Origin of the sequence: Yeguia hominis (assembly GCF_014384705.1) — a bacterium.
GTDB classification, from domain to species: Bacteria; Bacillota; Clostridia; order Oscillospirales; family Acutalibacteraceae; genus Yeguia; species Yeguia hominis.
The window spans coordinates 100,393-123,461 of the sequence record NZ_JACRSN010000003.1 but is presented as its reverse complement, the minus strand read 5'-3'; the positions used below and the strand labels follow the sequence as shown (position 1 = coordinate 123,461).

Sequence of the window (23,069 nt, the reverse complement as noted above, 5' to 3'; positions counted from 1 at the left end):
GCAGCAATCCTCAAAAAAGCACTTATGCTTCTTTCTTAAGGACTTCCTTCCCATTATAGGAACCGCAATTCAGGCAAACCTTGTGGGGCGCTTTCAGCTCACCGCATTTGGGGCATGTTACGAGCGCCGGAGCTTTCAGCTTCCAAACATTCGAACGCCTCTTATTCTGCCTTGCGCTTGACTGCTTTCTTTTTGGTACCGCCATTTCAGCACCTCCTTATATTTATTCACGGTCTATCCAATTTTTGAGGACTTCCAGCCTCGGGTCTACTACTTTTTTCCGGCAGTTGCAGCTACCCCGGTTGAGGTTCCGCCCGCAAACCGGACAAAGGCCCTTGCAATCGGGCTTACAAAGATGCCGCGTCGGGAGCGCAAGCAGCAAATCTTCCCGGACCAGCTCGCTTACATCCAGCTCTGGGCTGGTCACCCGGATATAGAGATCATCTTCCCCTTCCTCTTCTGAAAGAAGAAGCCGATGAGAAAAGGTCTCTTTCCGATGCTCCAGCGTCATCTCCGCACACCGATCACACGGCATGGAAAAGTCATACGAAACTTCTGCTGTCAGCGCCGCCGCTCCTGCACAGGCCGAGACCGTTCCTTTGATCTGCACCGGGGAGACAAACGGATGCACCCCATTCCATTCCACGTCCGTGAAATCGACCGTATCGCAAAACGACAGGGTTTCTTCGGTTTCATTGGAAAAGAACGGTTTTAAATCCAATTTCATCTTCCAGCACCTGCACACAAAAGCATACGCTTACAGAGAAGCGCTGTGAAATATTATAGCTTGTTTCCCCGGGTTTGTCAATAAAAAAATCATGTTTTTCCGTCAAATTGGAAGCTGCCCGAAAATTGCGTCCGGTTGCCGTTTTTTCGTGGGTCTCATTCCCTCTCTCCTGACGATTCCGCGCCAAACCGTTCTCCCGTTTTTATAAAGAAAAATTTCATTTTTCCGTCCGCCTTCTCTATGCACCGAAGGAAAAAAGCGGTATAATAAAAAACGCAAAAACAAAACGCCATCCAGAATAAGGAGACCTCCACATGTTAAAGCGTATCAGAACCTTTTTTACCATTCTCGTCTGCAAGGCGGTCCGGCTTGTCGGAAAAGCCGTTGGACGCGGCAGCAGCATGCCCGGACAAATCGCGCTGAAACTGCAGCCGGACATTCTCCGCTCGATCCGCCTGCCGGAGCACATCATTGCGGTTACCGGAAGCAACGGAAAAACCTCCACCGTGGAAATGATCGCCCACACGCTCTCCGCCTGCGGAAAGCGCGTTGCCTGGAACCGGGAAGGCTCCAACCAAATTGAAGGCGTGACCACATTTCTGCTGGATGACTGCACGCTCTCCGGAAAGGTCCGCAGTGAGATTATCCTGCTTGAAACCGATGAACGGTTTGCGCGGCATACCTTCCGCTACTTTACACCGTCGCTCTATGTGATTACCAACCTCTACCGCGACCAGATGACGCGAAACGGCCATCCGGAATGGATTTATCATATTATCGAGGAAAGTATTCACGACCGTTCCCATCTTCTGCTCAACGCCGACGACCCGCTTGTCTCCTGTTTTGGCTGGCAACGGGAAAACGTCACCTATTTCGGCGTCGCGCGTATGCCGTTCTCCGAAACCGAGAACACCAGCATTTATGATGACGGCAAATACTGCCCGCTCTGCAAAGGCCGGATGGAATATGACTATTATCACTACAATCACATCGGCAGCTATCACTGCACACAGTGCGGCTACCACCGCATGACGCCTGCCTATACCGTAACCGACGCAAGCCTTGAAGAGGGCTGGCTGGTTATCAATGAAGAAAACCGCATCCCGGTTGCATTCTCCAGCATCTATCATTTTTATAATACCCTCGCGGCCTTTGCTGTCGCGGACAAGCTTTCGATTCCGCATCCGCAGATTGTCTCCGCGCTCTCGGGATACGCGATGAAGAGCGGCCGCGTGCTTTCCTTCCGCCTGGGGGAACGTGCGGGCACGCTTTTGACCTCCAAACACGAAAACTCCGTCTCCTATGATCAGTCTATCCGCGTCGCGCTGCAGGATCCGAACCCGTTTACAGCGCTGTTCATCATCGATGCGGTCAGCCGGAAATATTTCACCAGCGAGACTTCCTGGATCTGGGATATCGATTTTGAGCGGCTCGCGGACCCGCGTGCCGCAAAGATTGTGCTCGCCGGAACCTACTGCAACGATCTGGCGGTGCGGTTCTCCTACTGCGGAATTCCCGAAGAACGAATTCAGGTTTTTGAGAGCATCGACGATGCCGCAGAATATCTGAAAGCGGAAGCCGTCGGATACATTTATGCAATCACCTGTTTCTCAGACAAGGAAAAATTTCTCGCCAAAACGCAAGTGCAGTAACGCAGGAGGGGCTCAACATGGAATGCAAACTTCTATATCTTTATGATGATCTGATGAATCTTTACGGAGAAAACGGCAACATCCGCGTTCTGACCCGGCACCTGCAGGATCAGGGGTTTTCCGTCACTGTCGACCGCCGGTCGCTCAGCGATTCACTTGACTTTTCCGGGTACGCGCTGATTTACCTCGGCTCCGGTACCGAAAGCGCGCGCAATGCTGCGCTGCGGCATCTCGTCCCCTATCGGGACGCTCTGCAGAAAGCGGAACAGACCGGCACCATCCTCCTGCTCACCGGAAACGCCTGGGAAATGCTCGGCGCTTCCGTCACAACAGGCTCCGGAGAAACGATCCCGGGCCTCGGACTTTTTGCATTTACCGTCACGGAATCCAGCGAAAAGCGCATCACCGGAGACGTCATCGCCGACTGTGCCTTTCTTCCGCATCCGTTTGTCGGATTCATCAACAAGTGCAGCGAAGCGCACGGCGTAGCGTGTCCGCTTTTCCAGTGCCGGATGGGCGAAGGCAATGAACCCGGCTCTCATGCAGAAGGCCTGCACTGCGGCAACGTGTACGGCACGCACCTGATCGGACCGCTGCTTGTCCGAAACCCGCATTTTATGCAGTATCTGATCACGCAAATCGGCACTCGTCTGCTCGGCGCGGACTGGGCCTACCGTCCGGTTTCCTATCCTTACGAAGAGCGCGCCTATGAAATTACGCTCTCAGAACTGTCCAAACGTCTGGAACTGCAGAAAGCTTAAACCTGCACGCGGAAATTGCACCTTTTCCGCTGCACCGGTAACACTTACCGACAGATTCCCATATAAATGCAGCCAAGAAAACCTCCGATTGTCAGGCCAACGCCCGCCAACCGGAGGTTCCTTATTTTTATGTTTTTATGAAAATTCCGCCGCAAAAATCGCAAAGTGCAAAAAGCTTCCAGAATCTTTTCCTAAAACACCATCTTGCACCAAATTTCATACGCCGGCTCCACGTTTTGCAAACCGGACAACAGTGCAAACATCATTCCTTGTTTTCCGGCGGTATTTCGGCACTGCAAAAATCCGACGCCGCAGAAAACTCGGGTTCGATTACCACTTCCCCCTGCGTGTTTAAATATCCGAAGCGTCCGTTTGCATCCGAAAACCATGCAAGGCCTTCTGAAAAGTCCCCCGCAGCGGCAAGCACCGGCGGCACAATCGTCATACCACGTGCATCCAGATACCCCCAACCTTCTCCGTCGGATACCGCCAGCAATCCTTCCGAAAATCCCGCTTCTGAAACGGATGCAAATTCCGGCTCCCGCAGCCACTTGCCCTCCCGGTCAACAATTCCCCAGTTTCCGTCTTGTTTTACCGGTGCGGCGGTTCCCGAAAATGGACGCGCGCCTTCAAACTGGAACGGCAAAACCGTCTGGCCATCCGCATCCACAAAGCCCCAAAGCCCCGCTTTCCGCGCAGCGAAGCAGCCCTCTGCAAATGGATAAATTTCATCATATTCCAGCGACAGTACCGTCTCGCCCTGTAAATTGAGCACTCCGTACAGCACGGATCCGCCGTTCTCGACGCCGACAATACAGTACCCGTTTTCATCCGGCGCAGAGCCTGCCACGGCATGCATTTCGCCTTCACAATACTTAGGATCCAGCTGAAGCACAAGTTCTCCCGTATCGGAAATTACCGCAAACTGCGTCTTGCCGGTATAGGGATTTTCTTCTGCGACCAGCGCATATCCGCCGCAAAAATCCGTCGCAAAATTAAAGGCGTTGACAAATGCCTCATAATAATTTCCTGCATCGTTTTGCAGAATCCGCTGCGGAAACGCGAGTTCCGCCTTGCGATTGATGTAAAAGTAATCGCTGCTATTGTCCGTTACCCGCGCAAGGCCATCCGAAAATTTCCATGCGCCGGTAAACCAGGGATGCAGATTTCCGCTGTAGCTGCCGGTTTGATCAATATAGCCGAATACCGATTCGTGATACTCTCCCTCTGTTTCGACCACTGCAAGGCCTTCGGAAAACGAATCAGCGCTCAAAAAGGCCGGCTCGATTGCCCAGCTTCCGTCCGGTGCAAGATAGCCCCACAAGCCCTCCGGCTGCGCCTGCGCGGCGGCAAGCAGCGCCTTCGTCGGCGCTGTTCCGCGCGGCAAATCTGCCGCCGATGTGATCTGCGGTGTTTCAGGATCCGAACTTGCTGAAATCGCCTCATCTTCGGATGAATGTGCTTCTCCGGAAGCACATCCGCTCAAAAGCAGGAATAGCGCCAGCAGACCGGCAATCCATATTCTTCCTCTCATATTTTGTCCTCCAGCCCCTTCCGCATCAAACCCGAATGCTCAAAAATGCAGATAGCCCCCCGCGCACGCCGCCGGTCGCGCGGTGAGAAAACAGCAAATCGCTGTGGCACATGGTGCAAACGCCGCCGACCGTAATCTGATTTGCCGGAATGCCGGCATTTTCCAGAATTCTCCGGTTGCACTCCCAGAGATTCAGGCGGTATTTTCCTGCGCCCTGCGGATTTAGGATCGCCGCCTCCGGAACATCCGGCAGCGCGGAAAACTGCTCCGCAACCGGCGTATCCACCTCATAACAGCACGACCCGATGGAAGGTCCGATCGCTGCATACAAAGCCTCCGGACGGGTTCCAAATTCCGCCTGCATTTTTTCGACCATTTTTCTTCCCATCTCGGCAACCGTTCCGCGCCATCCGGCATGTGCCAGCCCGATGCAGCGGTGTTCCGGATCTGCGAAATAAAGCGGAACACAGTCCGCATAATGCGTTACCAGCACCACACCGGGTTCATCCGTCACCAGCCCGTCTGTTCCGGGAGCTTCCTGCGGATTCCAGACGCCGCACCCTGCATTCGCGCTTCCTACTCGCCGGATCACGGTGTCATGCACCTGCGCGGATGACACCAACATCTCATAGGAAAATCCGGCGGCTGCACAGAACCGGCGATAATTTTCCAGCACATGTTCGTCCGGATCTCCCCGGCCAAACGCAAGATTCATCGAGGAAAATTCCCGCTCGCTCACGCCGCCCTTTCTGGTCGAAAATGCAGCATTTACAAACGAAAGCCGCTCCCAATCTGCAAAGGTGAGCATCCCCACGCCGTTTTGCTCCTGATAAAACATATTGCCGATGCGTTCCATACATACCTCCCGATCCGGCTGCGAAAAACTCCTGCACAGAAAAGTCTGTGCGGGAGTTTTGTTGTGTTACTGCTTCTTTTTGCTTGCGTTTTTCATCCGCATTTCGTGCGAGAGAATCATCTTCCGCATCCGCACATTTTGCGGCGTCACCTCGACCAGTTCATCTTCCGAAATAAATTCCAGACATTGCTCCAGGCTCAGCACTGTGTGCGGCGTCAGGCGCAGCGCCTCGTCTGAACCCGCCGCACGCGTATTCGTGACATGTTTTTTCTTGCAGACGTTTACGGTAATGTCCTCCGCTTTCGGGCTGACTCCGACAATCATGCCTTCGTAAACATCCACGCCGGGTCCGACAAACATCCGTCCGCGTTCCTGTGCGCCGAACAATCCGTAGCCGGTCGTCGTTCCGGTTTCAAATGCCACAAGAGAGCCCTGGCTGCGCTGGGGAATTTCCCCCTTATACGGCTCATAGCTGTCGAAAACATGGTTCATAATGCCGTTTCCGTTGGTATCCGTCAAAAATTCGGAGCGGTAACCAATCAGACCGCGCGCAGGAATTTTGAATTCCAGATGCGTCATTCCGCCGTCACGCGTTCCCATATTCACCATCTCCGCTTTGCGGCGGCCGAGTTTATCCATAACCGCGCCGACGTAATCCTCCGGCACCTCAATCATGAGCAATTCGATCGGCTCGCAGCGTTTTCCGTCGATCTCCCGGTAAATGACGCTCGGACGGGAAACCTGGAATTCATAGTTCTGCCGGCGCATCTGCTCAATTAAGATCGAAAGGTGCAGTTCCCCGCGGCCCGATACCTTAAAGGTATCGGTGGAATCGGTCTCCTCAACCCGCATGGCAACGTTTGTCTCGACTTCCTTGAAAAGGCGGTCCCGCAGGTTTCGGGACGTCACATACTTGCCTTCGCGTCCTGCAAACGGGCTGTTATTGACCATAAACATCATGGAAACGGTCGGTTCGTCAATTTTGATAAACGGAAGCGGCTCCACACATTCAGGATCACACGCTGTCTCTCCGATATTCAAATCTGCAATTCCGGATACCGCAATGATATCCCCGAGGCCGGCCTCCTCCGCTTCAATTCGCTTCAGGCCCTCAAACTGATACAGCTTGGAAATCTTGACGTTTTTGGTCTCTCCGTCTCTGCGGCACAAAACCAGGTTCATTCCGGTCCGAATATTTCCGCGCTCTACGCGGCCGATGCCGACCCGGCCCACATACTCATCATAGTCGATATTCGAGAACAGCACCTGTGCCGGACCGTCAAGATCGCCTTCCGGCGCCGGAACCTCCCGGATGATCGTCTCGAAAAGGTCCGTCATATCCTTACCTTCCACGTCCGTGGTCAGAGACGCGCAGCCATCCCGCGCGGATGCATAAACCACCGGAAATTCCAGCTGGTCGTCGTTTGCACCAAGCTCAATAAACAAATCGAGGACTTCATCCACAACCTCTTCCGGACGCGCGCCCGGACGGTCAATCTTATTGAGCACAACGATGGGCTTCTTGCCCAGAGAAAGCGCCTTTTTCAACACAAACCGCGTCTGCGGCATACAGCCTTCAAACGCGTCTACCAAAAGCAGCACACCGTCTACCATCATCAAAATTCGTTCCACTTCTCCGCCGAAATCTGCGTGGCCGGGCGTATCAACAATATTGATTTTGATGTCCTTATATTTGACTGCCGTGTTTTTAGAAAGAATGGTAATTCCGCGTTCCCGTTCCAAATCGCCGGAGTCCATGACACGTTCCGCAACCGCCTCATTGACCCGAAAGACGCCGCTTTGCCGAAGCAGCTGATCCACCAGTGTGGTCTTTCCGTGATCGACATGGGCAATAATTGCAACATTCCTCAAATTTTCCCTTTTGCTCATTTTCTATTCCCTTCTTTAAATGATTTACAAAACTGAAGACCCTCTTCGGCAAAGTGAATATAAATCACCGATCCGAGAAATTGGTTCCCGTAAAACTTATAATATTAGGTAATCTATTTTTCGGCATTTTTCAGAAATTTTTGATTTAGATAAAATTCCAAAAGGAGACTATTCTATGCCCATTGAAAAGAGTACCGTCGGCCAAAGGCTCCGCATTTTGCGTGAAAACTGCGGATATACGCAGCAGCAGATTTCCAACATTCTAAACATTGACCGCTCCACTTATGCATATTATGAAACCGGAAAAACCTTTCCTGACATCAACACGTTCTTCGCGTTGGCAAGGATTTTCAATGTGGACATTTTAGACATTCTGGAACCCGAGGATCCGGTTACGACCGTATCCGACTCCGGCGCATCGCAAAAGCCAGTTCGTTTGCCGCTCTCCATTTTACCAAATGCCAGTCATATTTATGAACTGTCCAAAGATGAAAAACAAATCATCTGCGGCTACCGCGCAGCAACATCGGAACAAAAAAAGCTGATTTTTGAAAAAATGCTTGAAATTTTACGCGGTTCTGATTCAGAAGATGCCTCCCGATAATCATTCCTTTTTCTATATTCTATATTCTTTCCGGCAGATCGCTTCTTTTTCTTCTTTCCGATCTGCCGCTAAAAAACAGAAGATGATGTGTGAAAATGCCTACAGACGCAGAAGGCATTTTTTGTTTTTTACGGGAGTTTTTGCAGCTTCTCGGTTTGGCACTTTTGGTTCTGCTTTCGCGCTTGCAGCACCAAGCGGGGTTTCCATCACAACGCGCAACAAGCTTTGCGGCGGCCTTTGCCGCCCGGCATACGTACAGCTTCGAGGTTATTATAGCATATTCCCCTCTTTTGTTAAAGAGCTAATTATGATAAAATAAAAATAGGATGCTTTGAAAACGGAAGCTTCTCCGGTTTCAGGCGGATTCATTCGTATTTTCACGACAGGAGACGGACACTATGGATTTTGATGCATTTAATGCCGGTATTGAACCGGGTGGACTGCGGAGCAAAAACGATATCCGGATTTTAATTTGTTACATGCTTTGCGGTGCTGGCGCACCGCTATCCAAAAACGATATTATCACCGTAATGGTAGAAAACGGATTTGCCAACTATTTTGAGGTTATGGACGCCATTTCCGGCCTGGCTTCTATGGGCAGTATCGATTCTGTTCCCGAAAATCCGGATCTTTTTTCCGGAAATGACCGGACACGGGAAATCTCTCAGCAGCTCAACACCACCTTGCCTTCTGCCGTACGCAACCGCGCAGTTGCTTGCGCGGTAAACTTACTTGCCGCGGCAAAACGAGAGCGCGAAAACAAGGTCGAAATTGAACACAGCAAAAACGGCTACAAAGTAACCTGCCATGTTTCCGGCGGAGAGATGGATTTGATGTCCTTTTCGCTCTATGTTCCGGATTTTGCACAGGCAAAGCTGGTCCGCAAACAATTCCTAAACGATCCGGAGCTTGTGTACCGCGCTCTGCTTGCGCTTGTAACCGGAGAGCAGGAATTGGTTGCAGATATCTTAAAAAGGCTATAATTCCGCTGAAAAGGCCCTCTTTTAAAAGAGAGCCTTTTTGTTTTCTTTTTTAGAGCAGATATTTTTCAATTGCTTTTGCCACACCGTCCTCGGTACAAGCGTCTGTCAACACCTTGGCGGCCGCCTTGGCTTCTGCGCTTGCATTGGCAACGGCCACGGAAAGCCCGGCGTAACGAAGCATGGAAACATCATTTCCGTTATCACCAATCGTCATCATTTCCTCCGCCGAAATTCCCAAAACCGCACCGAGTCCGCGCAGACCATCCGCTTTGCTGGTTGTGCGGTTGTTCAGTTCGATATTGGTAAATCCGGAACACGCGACGACGATTTCTTCCTGCTTTTCCAGGAATGCCATCAAATCTTCAAAAATAGTTTCCGGGACATACGGCATATTATATTTTTCCACCTTCACATCTTTACGGCGCAAAAAGGTGCGGAAATCATCCACAATATGGTACGTTTTATTTTTCATAAATGCAACCCGTTCGGGCGGATAGCCAAACTCCGTCTCCCGGCGTTCCCACATAAACCGATCCGTATACGCTTCTCCATTCACGTAGACTTCCGAAAAGACATGATACGGCGCAACCAAGTCAAAGCAGTGTTCTGCTAGAGACGACGGCATCATATTTTCATAGATCACCTTTTTTTCTTTCCGGTCATAAACCGCGGCGCCGTTCGAAGACACCACGTATCGGATAAACGGAAGCTCCGCAATAGACGGCGGAAGAAACGTGCGCATTCTCCCGGTCGCCGGAACGATTTCAACCCCCTGCTCATGCGCGCGGCGAAGCGCTTCTGCATTGCGCGGAGAAAGCGCATGCTGATGATGCAAAATAGTACCGTCCAAATCAAATGCAAAGAGCCGGATTTTCATAATATCGTTCCTTTCCCTCCGATCATTTCTGCCGCTTCCGACGATCGGGCCGATTGCCGGGCCGCCCGAAAAAGCAGAACGCTTGCCGGTTCCCGGGCGCGGAAAAGCCGTCCTGCGGACGGCTTCCCCCTGCGCGAATGCGCAGGCCTGCATCCGCCAAGGCAGATGCAGGATCCGCGCCGGAAGCTTTCAGGAAAACACTCTGCTTTCCAAAAGCCGGGCGGCCAAGCGTAGCCACCCTTCTATTCTGCTGGAACAGTATACCACATTTTTCAAAAAAATCCAACCCTGCAGCCTTTTCTGTATTTGCAAAAATTGCATATTGAATGCTTTTTCAAAACATGCTATACTTTGGAAAACACCCACAGAAGGGGGACCCCGCATGCTGCTTGCTGTAGAAATTGGAAATTCACAAATTACATTCGGCATTTACGAAGGCTGCAGCCTGTCCTACGCAGCACATGTCGTAACGGATCATCGTCTTACAGCCGATCAGTATGCCATTTCCCTCCATCAAATTCTCGATCTTTACCACGTCAACCGTGCTTTGCTAAGCGGATCCATCATCTGCTCTGTGGTTCCGGAGCTAACCGCGCCCATTGCAGAAGCGATTCACAAACTGCTCGGCATCCAGCCGCTTATTCTCGGCCCTGGCGTTAGAACCGGGCTTAACATCCGCATTGACAACCCCGCACAGCTCGGCTCTGACCTGGTTGCCGATGCCGTTGCCGCCATTGCGCAATTTCCGATGCCGTGCCTGATCTTTGACCTAGGAACTGCCACCAGCATCAGCGTTCTGAATCAAACCGGCACGCTGCTCGGCGTCAGCATCTGCGCAGGTGTCGGCATGATGCAGGAAGGCCTTTGCAGCCGCACAGCCCTTCTGCCGCATATTGATTTGACCATGCCGGATTCTCCGATTGGCCGAAATACGGTTCAGGCGATGCAGTCCGGGCTCCTTTACGGTGCAGCCGCCATGATTGACGGCATGGCCGATCGGCTGACCGAAACACTCGGAGCACCGGCTACGCTTCTCGCAACCGGATGCTATGCCCAAAAAGTTCTTCCCGCCTGCAAACGGGCATTTCTGTTTTGCGATCATCTCTTACTTGATGGTCTGCGAATCATCTATGAAAAAAACAAAAAATGAAAAATCTTTTTCGAATCGGGGCATTCTATCACTGGATAAAAGCAGGAAATTCCTGTTTTTAAATCATTATTTTGCGCTGCATCCCTCTTGGGAGCAACAGCAAGGAGGAATACCATGAAATCCAAAAAGACAAACATCCTGCGCCTGACCCTGCTCGCCATGCTGACTGCGATCATCCTGTTGGTGACGTGTCTGCCTCTGCAAACACTGGGGCTCGAAATTTCTCTCGCAATGGTTCCGATCTCTGTAGGAGCCGTGTTGCTTGGGCCATCCGGCGGTGCAATTTTGGGCGGCATCTACGGCATTTTCAGCTTTCTGCAGTGTTTGGGATTCTTAAAACCCAGTACACTCGGCATTGCGCTGTATGCCATTAATCCAGGGTTTACGGCTGTCACTTGCATCGTACCGCGTATCCTCTGCGGTCTGCTGGCGGGACTTATTTTTGTCGCGATCCAAAAAATTGACCGCACCAAATGGCTCCGTTACACGCTGGCCTGCCTTGCCTGCCCGCTTTTGAACACGCTGTTCTTTATGAGTGCGCTGCTTTTCTTTTTTGGGCAAACCGATTTGATCCAGGGATATATGCAACAGCTCGGCGTCTATAATCCGTTCCTGTTTGTTCTGGCGTTTGTCGGCATCAACGGACTGGTCGAAGCGCTCACCTGCTTCTTCATCGGCGCCGCAATCTCCAAAGCGCTTGCAGTGACTGCAAAAAAATTCCAGATTACACTTTGAGACAGCAAAATCGAAAAAAGGACCGGGACATTCTGCATGTTCCCGGCCCTTTTGTTTCTTTTTAAGCTGTTATTTTGCGCAGCAGCAGAATGTGGAACACTCTGTTTCGCTTTCTGTTTTCGGATCATTGCAGCAGCAGGAAACGCATACACAGTCCGCTTTGCACTGTCCTTCTGCATTATACTTGCAGTTGCACGCATCGCAGGAAATCTCCGACGAACGGTCCGGCTGCTCATACTGCACCGCGTTATTGGCTGCAGCGCTGTTTCTTTCAGCGTAAGAAGCGCAGCAAGTATCTTCGCTGGTTCTTGCCTGATGGCCGGAAACATGGATTCCCGGTTTGCAGCACTGATTGTTCGCATGATAAGCACACGTAGAAACGTTACATTCCAAATTCGACATCGTATCAAACACCTCCTGATTGTTACCCGTCCGCAATTCGTAGAGCCGGGCACTAAGAGATAGTGTTCCCGTCAAAGCGCAGAATATCCGAATTGGAATTTTTTTTAATTTTTATTTTTGATTGCGTCTCTTTCAGCATTCGGATGTAATGGTAGAAAATTGAAACCGTCTACTGCGATGCCACAGCATGCAGGATACTGCTCTTTCGAAGCAGCTGCCATTTTTTAAAGAAAAATCTGCATAAATTTTTCGCTTTTCTCAAAGCCGTAATCCGCATAGAGCAGGCTCCCCATTGCAGAGGCCGTAACCTGTACGGTTCCGCAGCCATACGTACGCGCCTCTTCGATCACGTGATCCAGCAACGTTTTGGCAAGGCCCTGTCTGCGGTATGCTTTGCGGGTATACATGCCGGATAGCAGCCCGATTTTTCCGGAAGGGTTCCCGCCATAGGGCGGTTTTTCTACAAAAGACATTCCGCTCACCGCAACCAGCTTTCCCTCGCAAACTGCAGCCCAGGAGACAAAGGTTCCGTCCGCCAAATGTGTTTCGTAGTAGCGCCGAAGCGCCGGCAACAGCATTTTCGGATTTTCCGCACCTTCCTCTGTAAGCTGCAAAATCCGCATTTCCAAAAGCGCATCCACCCATTCCAGCGTCAGCTTCCGGTACGTCATTTTTTCATTCCTTTCTCTAAAAAACGCCGTTCTGCAGAGCAGTAAGACTCCGCAGAACGGCGCATGAAATTTTCCTCAGCCTTTTTCCGCCATGAGTTCGCAAATCTGATTCGAGAACGCAACCGGATCCTCCACCGGCAGTCCCTCAATCAGCAGCGCCTGCGTGTAAAGCAGCTGTGCATACGCTTTGACCTTTTCCGGATTTGTTTCATAGAGCGCACTCAGCGTCCGGAATACCGGATGGGACGCATTGAGTTCCAGAACCCGTTCTGCATGTACCTTCTGTTCCGACGCCGGCATGCTGTTGAGCACCTTTTCCATTTCCAGGGAAATAGCGCCCTGCGCAGAAAGACAGACCGGGTGCGTTTTCAGGCGGGAAGACAATACAACATCCTTTACTTTTCCGCTGAGCGCTTCTTTCATGCAATCCAAAAGGCCGCGGTTTTCTTCCGCTTCTTTTTTCGCCTGCTCTTTTTCCTCACCGGTTTCGAGATCCAGCTTGTCGGAAGAGATGTTTTTGAATTCCTTATCCGCATATTTCATCATCATACGCAAAGCAAACTCATCGACATCGTCTGTCAGGAAGAGCATCTCATAACCCTTATCCCGCAGCAGTTCTGTCTGCGGAAGCTGTTCAATCCGGGCGATACTGCCGCCGCATGCATAGTAAATATCCTTCTGATCTTCTTTCATCCGGCTGACATATTCTTTCAGCGTCACCAGTTTCTTTTCTTCGGAAGAATAGAAGAGCAAAAGATCCTGCAAAAGCTCCTTGTGCATCCCATAATCGGCATACACGCCATATTTCAGCTGAAGTCCAAAGCTTTTAAAGAATGTCTCATATTTTTCGCGGTCATTTTCCAGCATGGAGAGCAGTTCGGACTGAATCTTCTTTTCGAGCCGCGAGGCAATAATCTTCAGCTGCCGGTCATGCTGCAGCATTTCCCGGGAGATATTGAGAGAAAGATCCTGTGAGTCGACCAAACCGCGCACAAAGCTGAAGCAATCCGGGAGAAGATCCGGACAACGCTCCATAATCATGACGCCGTTGGAATAGAGCTGCAGGCCTTTTTCGTACTCCTTTGTATAGAAATCCATCGGCGCTTTTGCCGGGATAAACAGAAGTGCATTGTACGTTGCCGCGCCTTCGGTACTGCTGTAAATCACCCGAAGCGGATCGGTATAATCGTAGAACTTTTCTTTATAGAACTGATTGTATTCTTCGGCGCTGACTTCGCTCTTCTTCTTTTTCCAGATCGGCACCATGCTATTGAGGGTTTCCAGCTCAAAATAAGTTTCGTAGTCCTCGCTCTTCGCGTCCTTAGGTTCAACGCCTTCTTTCAGCCGGGAATGCTGCATCTCCATCTGGATCGGGTAACGGATATAATCGGAATACTTTTTGACAATTTCTGCGAGACGATACGGCTCCAGATATTCGTCGTACGATTCCTCCTCGGTATTCTTTTTGATATCGAGAATGATTTTTGTCCCGTGTCCCTCCTTTTCGCAGGGATCCACGGTATAACCGGCAGTTCCGTGAGACTGCCACTGCCAGGCTTCGTCACTGCCATATGCACGGCTGCAGACCGTTACGCAATCGCTGACCATAAACGCCGAATAGAATCCGACGCCGAACTGGCCGATGATGTCAATTTCCTCTTTGGCGTCCATTTCCTTTTTAAAATTGAGGGAACCGCTTTTGGCGATCACGCCGAGATTGTTTTCGAGATCTGTTTTGGTCATGCCGCATCCATTGTCGGTGATGGTCAATTTGCGGGCATCCCGGTCGACATCAATCCGAATGTAAAAATCATCGCGGCTCAGACCGGTATCTCCGTCGCTGAGCGTTTTGTAGTACAGTTTATCAATTGCGTCGCTCGCATTCGAAATCAACTCACGCAGAAAAATCTCCCGATGGGTATAGATGGAATGGATCATCAAATCCAGTAACCGTTTCGACTCTGCTTTAAATTGTTTAACTGCCATAAACGACCTTCCTTTTCCACTGTTTTAGCACTCAAATGTTTTAAGTGCTAATTTTATTGTAATACATTGGAAGTTTGAAAACAAGAACAATTTGTAAATTTTTTCTTGCAGCCGAAAAAACAGCAGTTTCCGGCGCTATAAAAATTCGTCATAATCCCTCCGGAATTTTAACGTGCAGACCGGGCGGAGCACGCTGGCACGCGGAAACCTCGGCCGCCCGAAGGGCGGCGCCGAGCGGGCCGTTTTCGAACGGCCTGGCGCGTAAAACGCGCGTTTCCGCGTACCCGCGTGCTCCGCCCTGCCCCTATAGAAGCCGTCAGCCCTACCGCGCCTCTGCTTTCTTTCTGCCATTCATTTTTTGAAGCCGCCTTCGCGCCTACAGACGTTTTTTCATCGGGAGTTGTTTACTGATTTCCACACAGACTTGTTCTCCGCACCCCATGAAACCTGACCGAGCCCATGCTCTCCCTATCGCTTCCGGGTTTATGGGGTTGCACTATGGGGTTGCACCTTGTCTAAAAAACTTCTATAATAGACACAGAACAGTAAAAGGAGGCCACTCCCATGATCTCACCGCAAAAACACGAATTCATCGAATTCATGGTACAAGCCGGCGTTTTGCGTTTCGGCAGCTTTCAGACCAAAAGCGGACGCCTTTCCCCTTATTTCATTAACACCGGAAATTACCGTACCGGCGCGCAAATCTCCGCACTCGGCAAATTCTATGCCACGCTGATTTGGGAAACCTGCGGCAACCGATTTGACGCCATGTTTGGCCCGGCTTATAAAGGTATCCCGCTCGCCGCTTCCGCAGCCGCATTTCTCTATGAGGATTATCGAATTGACAAGCCCTATTTCTTCAACCGTAAAGAAATCAAAGACCATGGTGAAGGCGGCACCCTGATCGGTTACAAACCGCAGGACGGCGACCGCGTCATCATCATCGAGGACGTCATCACCGCCGGAACGGCAATTCGGGAAACGCTTCCGGTTTTGAAAGCAGCCGCAGATGTCACGGTCACCGACCTGTTCATCTCTGTCAACCGCTGCGAAATCGGAACACAGGCAGGCAAAACTGCCGTTTCTGAAGTCATGGACGAATTTGGCATCCGGGTGCATCCGCTCGTAACGGTGCAGGACATCTATGAATACGTAAAGGGATGCCCCGAATACGCCGAGAGCATCCCTCTGATGGAACAATACATGCAGCAGTACTGCATCTTTTAAACTGTAAACTAAAATTCAAATTGCCCCGCTTGCGGGAACACGATCCACTGTAATGACCGTACGCAAACTCGGGTCTTTTGCCTGAACACGCTTGCTGATCTCTTCGGCAAGCGTGTTTTCGTCACAATGATAGGAAAATGGCACTGCAATATCAAAAATTAAATTGGAATGCGTCGGCCCTTTCACCACCCGGAAGTCATGTACCGTAATCGCATCTGAAATTCCGCGCACAATGTCTTTCGTCATCTCACGCAACGCATTGGTCACCGCGTCATCCGTAACGATCGGATCCATATGAATAACCAGCTGGATATTGAGCTCCCGTTTGAAATCGTGTTCGATATTGTCGACAATATCATGGCTGACCATAATATCCTCGGAAGCCGGCACCTCACAGTGCACACAGGCAAAGCACTGTCCCGCACCGTAGCTGTGTACCATCAGGTCGTGCATTCCGATAATTCCGTCATAACTTAAAATCTTCTCGGTAATTTTTTGCGTCAATTCCCGTGACGGCGCCATTCCCAAAAGCGGATCCGCCGTGGAAATCAGCAGACGAATTCCGGAAACGATCAGATAAACCGCTACAGCAAGGCCCATATATCCATCCAGATTAAATCCGGTCAGCGCAGTGATCACCGTACCGAGCAGCACCGCGCCGGTTGCAACAACATCGCCGCGGCTGTCCGTTGCTGCAGCCTCCAGTGTTGGGGAATCAATCGCCTTTCCGAGCTTGTGATAAAAAAGCCCCTGCCACAGCTTTACGCAAATCGCACCGATGAGGATCAGAATGGTCAAAAGACCGAAGGTACTTTCTTCAGGCGCAAGGATTTTTTCAATGGAAGTCTGTGCAAGCTGAAACCCCAGAATCGCAATGATAAAGGAAATAATCAGCCCGGAAATATACTCCATTCGCGCATGCCCGAAGGGATGCTCTTCATCGGCAGGCTTTTCGGAAAGTTTAAACCCGACCATTGTAATGATCGAGGACGCAAAATCCATCAGGTTGTTGACTGCATCTGCCAAAATCGAAACGCTGTGAAAAAAGATGCCGATCAACAGCTTAGAAAGAAAAAGCAGAAAATTGGTTGCAATCCCCACAAGTCCGGCCAATTTTCCATAGCGCACATGCACCTGCGGATTGGAAACATCCTGATAATTCTTGATAAACAGTCGCAAAATTAGGGTTGTCATAAACGCCTCCCTGATTTTCTGATTTTAAATATGAAATCCAAACCGCAACCGCAGACGCACCTGCAGTTTTGCCAAACCTTAAACATGGAACAGCCAGCTGCGCCATTTTCTGCAATCTTTCGTAAAACACAATTCCATATCGAATCAATTTTTCCCGCTGCAAACATTTCGCCGCACAAATATAGACAACCCATCAGCAGTCGGCGTTCGCTGCCGGACTTATTCTAAATTCTTATTCCAAAGAATAGATTCCTATGCATAAAGCCTGCCGGATTCCGGTACAAGGAATTGGACTGCCGCCTTATTGCGGCAGTCAGCAAACCGGATTTCCGTCCGGAACCGCATCGTTCTCTTCTTCCTGTAAACTGCCGGTTCCCGCATCACCGGCAGTTCTGCGCGGCCGACTGCTCGCCCGCTTTTCATACGCGGCGGTTGTTTGTCTGCGTTGCATTCTATTCAGGCAAAAACAGAAAAACGCATGTTGTCGCAGCGTGCGATCTCCAAATTTTTTCCGATACAAAAAGGACGGGACTACGCCCGTCCTTTTCTATTTTTCAGCTGCATATTCCGGCGCATCGATTCGATGCGCATACCGGAAAATCCAAACGCCTTTTGCGCTTATTTCCGATTAAAAATCGACATGATGTCGATAAAGGTATCGTCATCATCGACATTCGGCACAGCACGGCTGCGATCCGAACGCGACTCCGTCGGAGAGGTCATCCGATCCGGCAATGTACGATCATCCGGACGCACGGTTGACTTCGTGCCCGGACGATACGGCTGCTGGCCGCCGTTCGGATAAGTGCTCGAAGATACCGCAGGACGAGTCGGGAAGCTGCCGGCGCCGCGCTGCTGTGCAGAAGCAGGATGCGCCGCTGCCGCCGGGGCTGTCGCCGCAGGTTTATTCTCCGGCTGTGCTGCTTCCGGTTCTTTCTCTTCGGCTGCGCCGTCGTGAGAGGTAAATCCGGTTGCAATAACCGTGATCTTCATTTCATCTTCCATTGACTCATCAAAAGCAGCACCCCAGATGATATTTGCATCTTCATGCGCCTGAGAAGCAATCATGGTCGAAGCAGTATCGATCTCATCGAGTCCGATATCGGGCGAAGAAGTAATATTGATGATGACGCCTTTTGCGCCGTTGATTGCCGTTTCAAGCAGCGGGCTGGAAATGGCCATTTTGGCTGCCTGCTCCGCCTTGTCTTTGCCGCTTGCGCTTCCGACGCCCATATGGGCATATCCGGCGTCCTTCATGACAGAAGTCACATCAGCAAAATCGAGGTTGACAAGGCCCGGAAGTTTAATCAGATCGGAAATACTCTGCACGCCTTGGCGCAGAACATCGTCCGCCATCATAAATGCATTCATCAGCGTAATTCTCTGCTCGCTGATGAGTTTGAGGCGTTCATTCGGAATGACAACCAGAGAATCCACATGTTCACGCAGGGCAGAAATTCCTTCTTCCGCCTGTTCCATGCGGCGTTTCCCCTCAAAAGCAAAGGGCTTTGTCACAATTCCAACCGTCAGGATTCCCAATTCACGGGCTGTTTCTGCGATCACCGCAGCCGCGCCGGTACCGGTACCGCCGCCCATGCCCGCAGTAATAAAGACCATATCGCTTCCACGAAGCGCAGCCGCAATTACTTCGCGGCTTTCTTCAGCAGATTTTGCACCGATCTCCGGCTTTGAACCGGCACCCTTTCCGTGCGTAACCTTTTCGCCGATCTGAATTTTCTGCATCGCCTGCGAACGGTTGAGCGCCTGGATATCTGTATTGACACTGATAAACTCTACGCCCTGCACCCCTGCAACGATCATGCGGTTTACCGCATTTCCGCCGCCGCCGCCGACTCCAACTACTTTTATGATAACGCCGTCGTTCATCTCATTATCGAGCTCGTATGGCATGTAACGCATCCTCCTTGCTTTTTATTGTCCTTCGGATGAATCCACACATATCTCACACACATCCTAGTTTTCCCATCGTGCCGCCGTTTTCCGGAAAATTCCGGGCTCGTCCATTCCGAGCGCAGCAAAAAGATATACATCAAGATCCACTCTACATAATTTAACACTTTTACCGGAAAATTTCAACCGTAATTTTTGAGATATCCAAAATAAAACGCACTTTTTTATAAACAATTTCTTAACTTTTTTAAATCGCAGCCGAACGCCCGAGAAAAACACGGTTCCGGCTTAAAAAATTCCGATATCGTGCGATTTATTCCGCCGTACTCTGATCTCCTCCTTCCGTCGGATCCGGGTCCGTACTGCTGGCAGTTCCGTCCCCTGATGCATCATCTCCGCCTTCCGAAGAAGCAGCGGAATCGTCCGGAGCCGAAGCGCTTGAAGCGGAAGAATCCGCATCTAAATCTGCCGGCGTGAACACAGCGCGATCCGTATCCGCCGCACGGGAAAGATCCAGCGTTCCGGCTGCATCCGACTCAATTCCGTTTCCGTCTTTATTCAGGATGATATCCATCCCAAATGCCACTTTGTATTCCAGATGATCCGGCACGCCGAGATTCATCGTCACCCGGCCGTCATACACCATTTTAATCTGTGCAAGATCCGTCAAGTCGATTTCAGTCACATGTTCAACATTGCCGGAAGCAATTGAATTTTGCAGCGAAACAAGAACCTTTCCGGCCTCCTCGTTTTTGAATTCCGCAACCTTTCCGGGTTCCGGAGAGATCAGCGTAATTCCCTTGAGGCTCATCTCCGACTCTACCGGTGTCTCCGAGATTTCCAGCACCTTGTAATCCTTGCTGAGCACAATATATTTCCCGCTCTGCTCGATCGTCCCCAGTTTTTCCGCTTCCGAGACCGTCACGACAATCCGGGAAGGAAATTTGCGTTTCACGGTTGCCTCCCCAACATAGGGCAGTTTCTGCTCAATTGCCAGGGCAGCTGCTTCTGTATCGGCTGTCAGAAGATTATCCTGCGGCTGAATGGGACAGGCAGACAGAATATCCGCTTCGGAATACCGGGAAGAGCCGGCCACCTGCACCTCAGAAACCTTCATAATCAAACTGCAAAAAATCACCACAGCCGCAATGACAACCGCAGCAAAAATGCAGACATAGAAAATCCGCATATTTCTCCGCCGTTTCTGTGCGGCATTATATCCGCGGCGCGGACCCTTCCGGACATGCACCGCTTCTTCCCGTCCCGAAGGCCGCCGATTCTGCGGAGATCTGTAAGATGACGCTGCCGTTCTATTTCTGTTTTCCATCCAAATCAATCCTTCCCGGACAACGGTCGTCCGTTTTCACTTCTCTCTATTTTGTATTCCTGGATTTCTATTAGGGGATCACTACACGCCGAATGTCTGCTCCAATCTGCTGCAAGGTCGTCTCCAAACCGGCGTATCCGCGATCGAGATGCCGCACACCGGTTATCCCGGTCGTGCCTTCCGCCGCAAGCCCGGCCAGCACCAGTGCTGCGCCGCCGCGCAAATCCGGCGCTTCGACCAGCGCGCCGGAAAGTTTCGGTACGCCCTCAACCACCGCCACACGCCCTTCGACCTTGATATTGGCGCCGAGCCTTGCGAGCTCTGCCGCATGTTGATAGCGGCTTTCAAAAACGGTCTCTACAAACAAACTGGTCCCTTCTGCAAGACTTGCCATCGCCATAACCGGCGCCTGTGCGTCGGTCGGGAACCCGGGATACGGCATCGTCCGCACATTCCGCAAACGGCGCAGCCTGCCGGGTGCCTGAATGGATAGGCTGTTTTTCTGCGCACAAACCGTGCATCCGGCCTCCTCAAATACGTCCATCACCGGATACAAATGCGCCGGGACTACATTTCTTAAAAGGAGGCTGCTCCCGGTAATTGCCGCAGCCGCCATATAGGTCGCCGCTTCAATCCGATCCGGGATCACCGTATATTCACACCCGTGCAGGGTACGAACGCCCTCAATCACGATCGTACTGCCGCCCGCTCCGCGTATCCGTCCGCCGCAGCAGTTGATAAAATTCGCAAGATCCACAATTTCGGGTTCACGCGCCGCATTGGAGAGAATGGTCGTCCCCTTTGCAACACTTGCTGCAATCAGCACATTTTCTGTCGCACCGACGCTGGGGAAAGAAAAATGAATCGGGCAACCGGACAGCCCCCCTTCTGATGTACAGTGCAAAAATCCGTGATCTTCCTCAATCCGCATGCCCATTTTTCGGAAAGCCTCTAAGTGCAGATCAATTGGACGCGGTCCGAGCTCACAACCGCCGGGAGTCGAAAGCTCTGCATATCCGGTTCTGGAAACCATTGCACCGAGAAATACGATTGAAGAACGCATCTCCCGCATCAGCGCGTCGGAAATTTCACTTCTGCAGACCGTTTCCGGATCCACCAGAATATCGCTGCCCTCCCAAACGACACTGCAGCCGAGCCGCTTTAAAATGGCCACAGCCGTGTACACATCTGAAAGCGCCGGACAGTCATGAAACAAAGCCGGTTCCCGGCAAAGCAGCGACGCCGCAAGCAGCGGAAGCGTGCTGTTTTTGGCTCCGTGTACCGTCACCTCTCCGCTCAGGCGATTTGGCCCGTTGACTGTGAGCATCTCCATCCACCATCACCCTTTCCTCCGCGCCGGAAGAACTCCGCCGCATCTGTTCCCATACTATGCACAGGAGGAAAAAAGGGTGAAATCCCGATTATGCCCGCTTTTCTCTCAATACAGACCGGATGGTCTGATAAATTCGCTCATTTGCGTCTGTAATGGCCATTTCCGCCGCGTGCGCACCCAGAGCAGCTGCGCCGCCAGGCTGCGCAAAGATTTCATCCACCTTTTGACAAAGTATTTCGCCGTTTAGGTCTTTTTCTTCAATCAAAGCCGCCGCGCCTCGTTTAACAAGCGCCATTGCATTGTGGTACTGATGATTTTCCGCAACATTGGGGGAAGGAATTAAAATTGCACCTTTTCCCTGCGCCTGCAGTTCGCTCAGCGTAATCGCGCCCGCACGGCAAATCACGAGATCCGCTGCAGCCAGGCACTCCGCCATATTATCGATATATTCCCGCAGGTCAATATTGCCGGCATCCTGAAGAGAAAGGCCCTTTTCCTCTAGAAGGCCGGGCATCCAGGTACCGTACTGGCCATAGCCATGAATATGCTGAAAGCGTCCGTCTTTTCCGCTGCGGACAAGCAAATCTGCAACCGCTTCGTTGATTGCACGCGCGCCGAGGCTTCCGCCGAACGAAAGGATCATCGGCCGTTCGTCGAGAGAAAGCGCCCGCCGGGCTTCTTCCCGTCTTGCCCGAATCACGGCAGGTCGTACCGGATTTCCGGTCAGTTCACACGAGACACCGGGAAAATAGGATTCTGCATCCGCAACAGCCAGCATCACGCGATCGACTTTTTTCGCAAGCATTTTCGTCGTAACCCCGGGATAAGCATTCGATTCATGAATCACGGTCGGAATTCCCAGCTTTGCAGCTTCCCGGATAACCGGCCCGCTCACATAGCCGCCGGTCCCCATGCAGATATCCGGCGCAAATTCGCGGAGAATCTTTCGTGCTTCTGCACTGGAAGTAAAAACGCGGACAGCAGTCCGGAGATTTCGCCCCACGTTTTTCAGCGTCAATTTTCGCTGAAATCCGGAAATCGTGATACTCCGGAACGGAAACCCCGCCTTCGGCACAAGCTTCTCTTCCATGCCGCCTTTTGCGCCAACATAAAGGATCTGCGTTTCCGGCTCACGCTCCCGGATGTACCCCGCCACTGCGAGAGCAGGATTGATATGTCCGCCGGTACCGCCGCCGGCAAATAAAATTTTCATACGCCGCACTTCCTTTGCCACATTCTCGTTTCAATG

21 protein-coding genes are annotated in these 23,069 nt (G+C 51.4%); 7 read left to right on the top strand and 14 right to left on the bottom strand.

The features are described from left to right. Positions 1-22: 22 nt before the first annotated feature. Positions 23-205 carry a 50S ribosomal protein L32 gene (gene rpmF / locus IAG03_RS03020; RefSeq protein WP_249318260.1) on the bottom strand — a complete coding sequence of 61 codons (183 nt, stop codon included), beginning with the start codon at positions 203-205 and terminating at the stop codon, positions 23-25. 18 nt (positions 206-223) lie between these two features. Then, entirely contained in the window at positions 224-727 is a 504-nt protein-coding gene (locus IAG03_RS03015) for a YceD family protein (protein WP_249318259.1), read from the bottom strand. 314 nt (positions 728-1,041) lie between these two features. Here IAG03_RS03015 and IAG03_RS03010 point away from each other — a divergent pair, with 314 nt between their 5' ends. Together IAG03_RS03010 and IAG03_RS03005 are read left to right on the top strand one after the other, a co-directional pair. Continuing rightward, entirely contained in the window at positions 1,042-2,379 is a 1,338-nt protein-coding gene (locus IAG03_RS03010) for a Mur ligase family protein (protein WP_249318258.1), read from the top strand. Between the two features lie 17 nt (positions 2,380-2,396). Beyond that, complete coding sequence (locus tag IAG03_RS03005) at positions 2,397-3,140, top strand: glutamine amidotransferase (protein ID WP_249318257.1); 744 nt, start codon at positions 2,397-2,399, stop codon at positions 3,138-3,140. A gap of 262 nt (positions 3,141-3,402) precedes the next feature. Here the strand turns inward: IAG03_RS03005 and IAG03_RS03000 are convergent, their stop codons facing one another. The 3 genes from IAG03_RS03000 to typA form a co-directional block, all read right to left on the bottom strand. Then, the gene (locus IAG03_RS03000) at positions 3,403-4,674 is read right to left on the bottom strand and encodes a WG repeat-containing protein (protein ID WP_249318256.1); all 1,272 of its coding nucleotides are present in this window, start codon (positions 4,672-4,674) and stop codon (positions 3,403-3,405) included. Between the two features lie 25 nt (positions 4,675-4,699). Continuing rightward, positions 4,700-5,530 (bottom strand): peptidoglycan editing factor PgeF, encoded by an 831-nt coding sequence (gene pgeF, locus IAG03_RS02995; RefSeq protein WP_249318255.1) that lies wholly within the window; start codon positions 5,528-5,530, stop codon positions 4,700-4,702. A gap of 66 nt (positions 5,531-5,596) precedes the next feature. Further along, positions 5,597-7,420 (bottom strand): translational GTPase TypA, encoded by a 1,824-nt coding sequence (gene typA, locus IAG03_RS02990; RefSeq protein ID WP_249318254.1) that lies wholly within the window; start codon positions 7,418-7,420, stop codon positions 5,597-5,599. Positions 7,421-7,595: 175 nt separating this feature from the next. On the opposite strand from typA, the gene IAG03_RS02985 reads away from it, so the two are divergent. Together IAG03_RS02985 and IAG03_RS02980 are read left to right on the top strand one after the other, a co-directional pair. Next, complete coding sequence (locus IAG03_RS02985) at positions 7,596-8,024, top strand: helix-turn-helix domain-containing protein (RefSeq protein ID WP_249318253.1); 429 nt, start codon at positions 7,596-7,598, stop codon at positions 8,022-8,024. 398 nt (positions 8,025-8,422) lie between these two features. Then, the gene (locus tag IAG03_RS02980; protein WP_249318252.1) at positions 8,423-9,007 is read left to right on the top strand and encodes a DUF4364 family protein; all 585 of its coding nucleotides are present in this window, start codon (positions 8,423-8,425) and stop codon (positions 9,005-9,007) included. 49 nt (positions 9,008-9,056) lie between these two features. Here IAG03_RS02980 and IAG03_RS02975 read toward each other — a convergent pair whose 3' ends face one another. Further along, positions 9,057-9,884, bottom strand: a complete 828-nt coding sequence (locus IAG03_RS02975) for a Cof-type HAD-IIB family hydrolase (protein ID WP_249318251.1) — start codon at positions 9,882-9,884, stop codon at positions 9,057-9,059. Between the two features lie 382 nt (positions 9,885-10,266). Here IAG03_RS02975 and IAG03_RS02970 point away from each other — a divergent pair, with 382 nt between their 5' ends. Both IAG03_RS02970 and IAG03_RS02965 read left to right on the top strand, forming a co-directional pair. Beyond that, the gene (locus IAG03_RS02970; protein ID WP_249318250.1) at positions 10,267-11,034 is read left to right on the top strand and encodes a type III pantothenate kinase; all 768 of its coding nucleotides are present in this window, start codon (positions 10,267-10,269) and stop codon (positions 11,032-11,034) included. A gap of 114 nt (positions 11,035-11,148) precedes the next feature. Next, entirely contained in the window at positions 11,149-11,769 is a 621-nt protein-coding gene (locus IAG03_RS02965; RefSeq protein WP_249318249.1) for an ECF transporter S component, read from the top strand. A 69-nt stretch (positions 11,770-11,838) separates the two neighbouring features. On the opposite strand, the gene IAG03_RS02960 is transcribed toward IAG03_RS02965, so the two are convergent. From IAG03_RS02960 to htpG, 3 genes are all read right to left on the bottom strand, one after another. Next, positions 11,839-12,171: a DUF1540 domain-containing protein gene (locus tag IAG03_RS02960; RefSeq protein WP_249318248.1), complete on the bottom strand. Its 333-nt coding sequence runs from the start codon at positions 12,169-12,171 to the stop codon at positions 11,839-11,841. A 224-nt stretch (positions 12,172-12,395) separates the two neighbouring features. Next, positions 12,396-12,842 (bottom strand): GNAT family N-acetyltransferase, encoded by a 447-nt coding sequence (locus tag IAG03_RS02955; RefSeq protein WP_249318247.1) that lies wholly within the window; start codon positions 12,840-12,842, stop codon positions 12,396-12,398. Positions 12,843-12,917: 75 nt separating this feature from the next. Continuing rightward, on the bottom strand, positions 12,918-14,828 hold the full coding sequence (gene htpG / locus IAG03_RS02950) for a molecular chaperone HtpG (RefSeq protein ID WP_249318246.1): 1,911 nt from the start codon (positions 14,826-14,828) through the stop codon (positions 12,918-12,920). A 564-nt stretch (positions 14,829-15,392) separates the two neighbouring features. On the opposite strand from htpG, the gene pyrE reads away from it, so the two are divergent. Beyond that, complete coding sequence (gene pyrE / locus IAG03_RS02945; protein WP_249318245.1) at positions 15,393-16,055, top strand: orotate phosphoribosyltransferase; 663 nt, start codon at positions 15,393-15,395, stop codon at positions 16,053-16,055. Between the two features lie 15 nt (positions 16,056-16,070). Here the strand turns inward: pyrE and IAG03_RS02940 are convergent, their stop codons facing one another. The 5 genes from IAG03_RS02940 to murG all read right to left on the bottom strand — a co-directional run bounded on the left by IAG03_RS02940 (position 16,071) and on the right by murG (position 23,033). Then, complete coding sequence (locus IAG03_RS02940; protein ID WP_249318244.1) at positions 16,071-17,249, bottom strand: cation diffusion facilitator family transporter; 1,179 nt, start codon at positions 17,247-17,249, stop codon at positions 16,071-16,073. A 618-nt stretch (positions 17,250-17,867) separates the two neighbouring features. Beyond that, positions 17,868-19,160, bottom strand: coding sequence for a cell division protein FtsZ (gene ftsZ, locus IAG03_RS02935; protein ID WP_249318243.1), 1,293 nt, complete (start codon positions 19,158-19,160; stop codon positions 17,868-17,870). 313 nt (positions 19,161-19,473) lie between these two features. Continuing rightward, entirely contained in the window at positions 19,474-20,349 is an 876-nt protein-coding gene (locus tag IAG03_RS02930) for a cell division protein FtsQ/DivIB (RefSeq protein WP_249318242.1), read from the bottom strand. A 208-nt stretch (positions 20,350-20,557) separates the two neighbouring features. Then, positions 20,558-21,820, bottom strand: a complete 1,263-nt coding sequence (gene murA, locus IAG03_RS02925; RefSeq protein ID WP_249318241.1) for a UDP-N-acetylglucosamine 1-carboxyvinyltransferase — start codon at positions 21,818-21,820, stop codon at positions 20,558-20,560. Positions 21,821-21,908: 88 nt separating this feature from the next. After that, positions 21,909-23,033, bottom strand: coding sequence for an undecaprenyldiphospho-muramoylpentapeptide beta-N-acetylglucosaminyltransferase (gene murG / locus IAG03_RS02920; RefSeq protein WP_249318240.1), 1,125 nt, complete (start codon positions 23,031-23,033; stop codon positions 21,909-21,911). Positions 23,034-23,069 lie beyond the last annotated feature (36 nt).

Coding starts and splice junctions, on each gene's coding strand:
- rpmF (WP_249318260.1), bottom strand. CDS start 205: ATGGCGGTACCAAAAAGAAAGCAGTCAAGCGCAAGGCAGAATAAGAGG.
- IAG03_RS03015 (WP_249318259.1), bottom strand. CDS start 727: ATGAAATTGGATTTAAAACCGTTCTTTTCCAATGAAACCGAAGAAACC.
- IAG03_RS03010 (WP_249318258.1), top strand. CDS start 1,042: ATGTTAAAGCGTATCAGAACCTTTTTTACCATTCTCGTCTGCAAGGCG.
- IAG03_RS03005 (WP_249318257.1), top strand. CDS start 2,397: ATGGAATGCAAACTTCTATATCTTTATGATGATCTGATGAATCTTTAC.
- IAG03_RS03000 (WP_249318256.1), bottom strand. CDS start 4,674: ATGAGAGGAAGAATATGGATTGCCGGTCTGCTGGCGCTATTCCTGCTT.
- pgeF (WP_249318255.1), bottom strand. CDS start 5,530: ATGGAACGCATCGGCAATATGTTTTATCAGGAGCAAAACGGCGTGGGG.
- typA (WP_249318254.1), bottom strand. CDS start 7,420: ATGAGCAAAAGGGAAAATTTGAGGAATGTTGCAATTATTGCCCATGTC.
- IAG03_RS02985 (WP_249318253.1), top strand. CDS start 7,596: ATGCCCATTGAAAAGAGTACCGTCGGCCAAAGGCTCCGCATTTTGCGT.
- IAG03_RS02980 (WP_249318252.1), top strand. CDS start 8,423: ATGGATTTTGATGCATTTAATGCCGGTATTGAACCGGGTGGACTGCGG.
- IAG03_RS02975 (WP_249318251.1), bottom strand. CDS start 9,884: ATGAAAATCCGGCTCTTTGCATTTGATTTGGACGGTACTATTTTGCAT.
- IAG03_RS02970 (WP_249318250.1), top strand. CDS start 10,267: ATGCTGCTTGCTGTAGAAATTGGAAATTCACAAATTACATTCGGCATT.
- IAG03_RS02965 (WP_249318249.1), top strand. CDS start 11,149: ATGAAATCCAAAAAGACAAACATCCTGCGCCTGACCCTGCTCGCCATG.
- IAG03_RS02960 (WP_249318248.1), bottom strand. CDS start 12,171: ATGTCGAATTTGGAATGTAACGTTTCTACGTGTGCTTATCATGCGAAC.
- IAG03_RS02955 (WP_249318247.1), bottom strand. CDS start 12,842: ATGACGTACCGGAAGCTGACGCTGGAATGGGTGGATGCGCTTTTGGAA.
- htpG (WP_249318246.1), bottom strand. CDS start 14,828: ATGGCAGTTAAACAATTTAAAGCAGAGTCGAAACGGTTACTGGATTTG.
- pyrE (WP_249318245.1), top strand. CDS start 15,393: ATGATCTCACCGCAAAAACACGAATTCATCGAATTCATGGTACAAGCC.
- IAG03_RS02940 (WP_249318244.1), bottom strand. CDS start 17,249: ATGACAACCCTAATTTTGCGACTGTTTATCAAGAATTATCAGGATGTT.
- ftsZ (WP_249318243.1), bottom strand. CDS start 19,160: ATGCCATACGAGCTCGATAATGAGATGAACGACGGCGTTATCATAAAA.
- IAG03_RS02930 (WP_249318242.1), bottom strand. CDS start 20,349: ATGCGGATTTTCTATGTCTGCATTTTTGCTGCGGTTGTCATTGCGGCT.
- murA (WP_249318241.1), bottom strand. CDS start 21,820: ATGGAGATGCTCACAGTCAACGGGCCAAATCGCCTGAGCGGAGAGGTG.
- murG (WP_249318240.1), bottom strand. CDS start 23,033: ATGAAAATTTTATTTGCCGGCGGCGGTACCGGCGGACATATCAATCCT.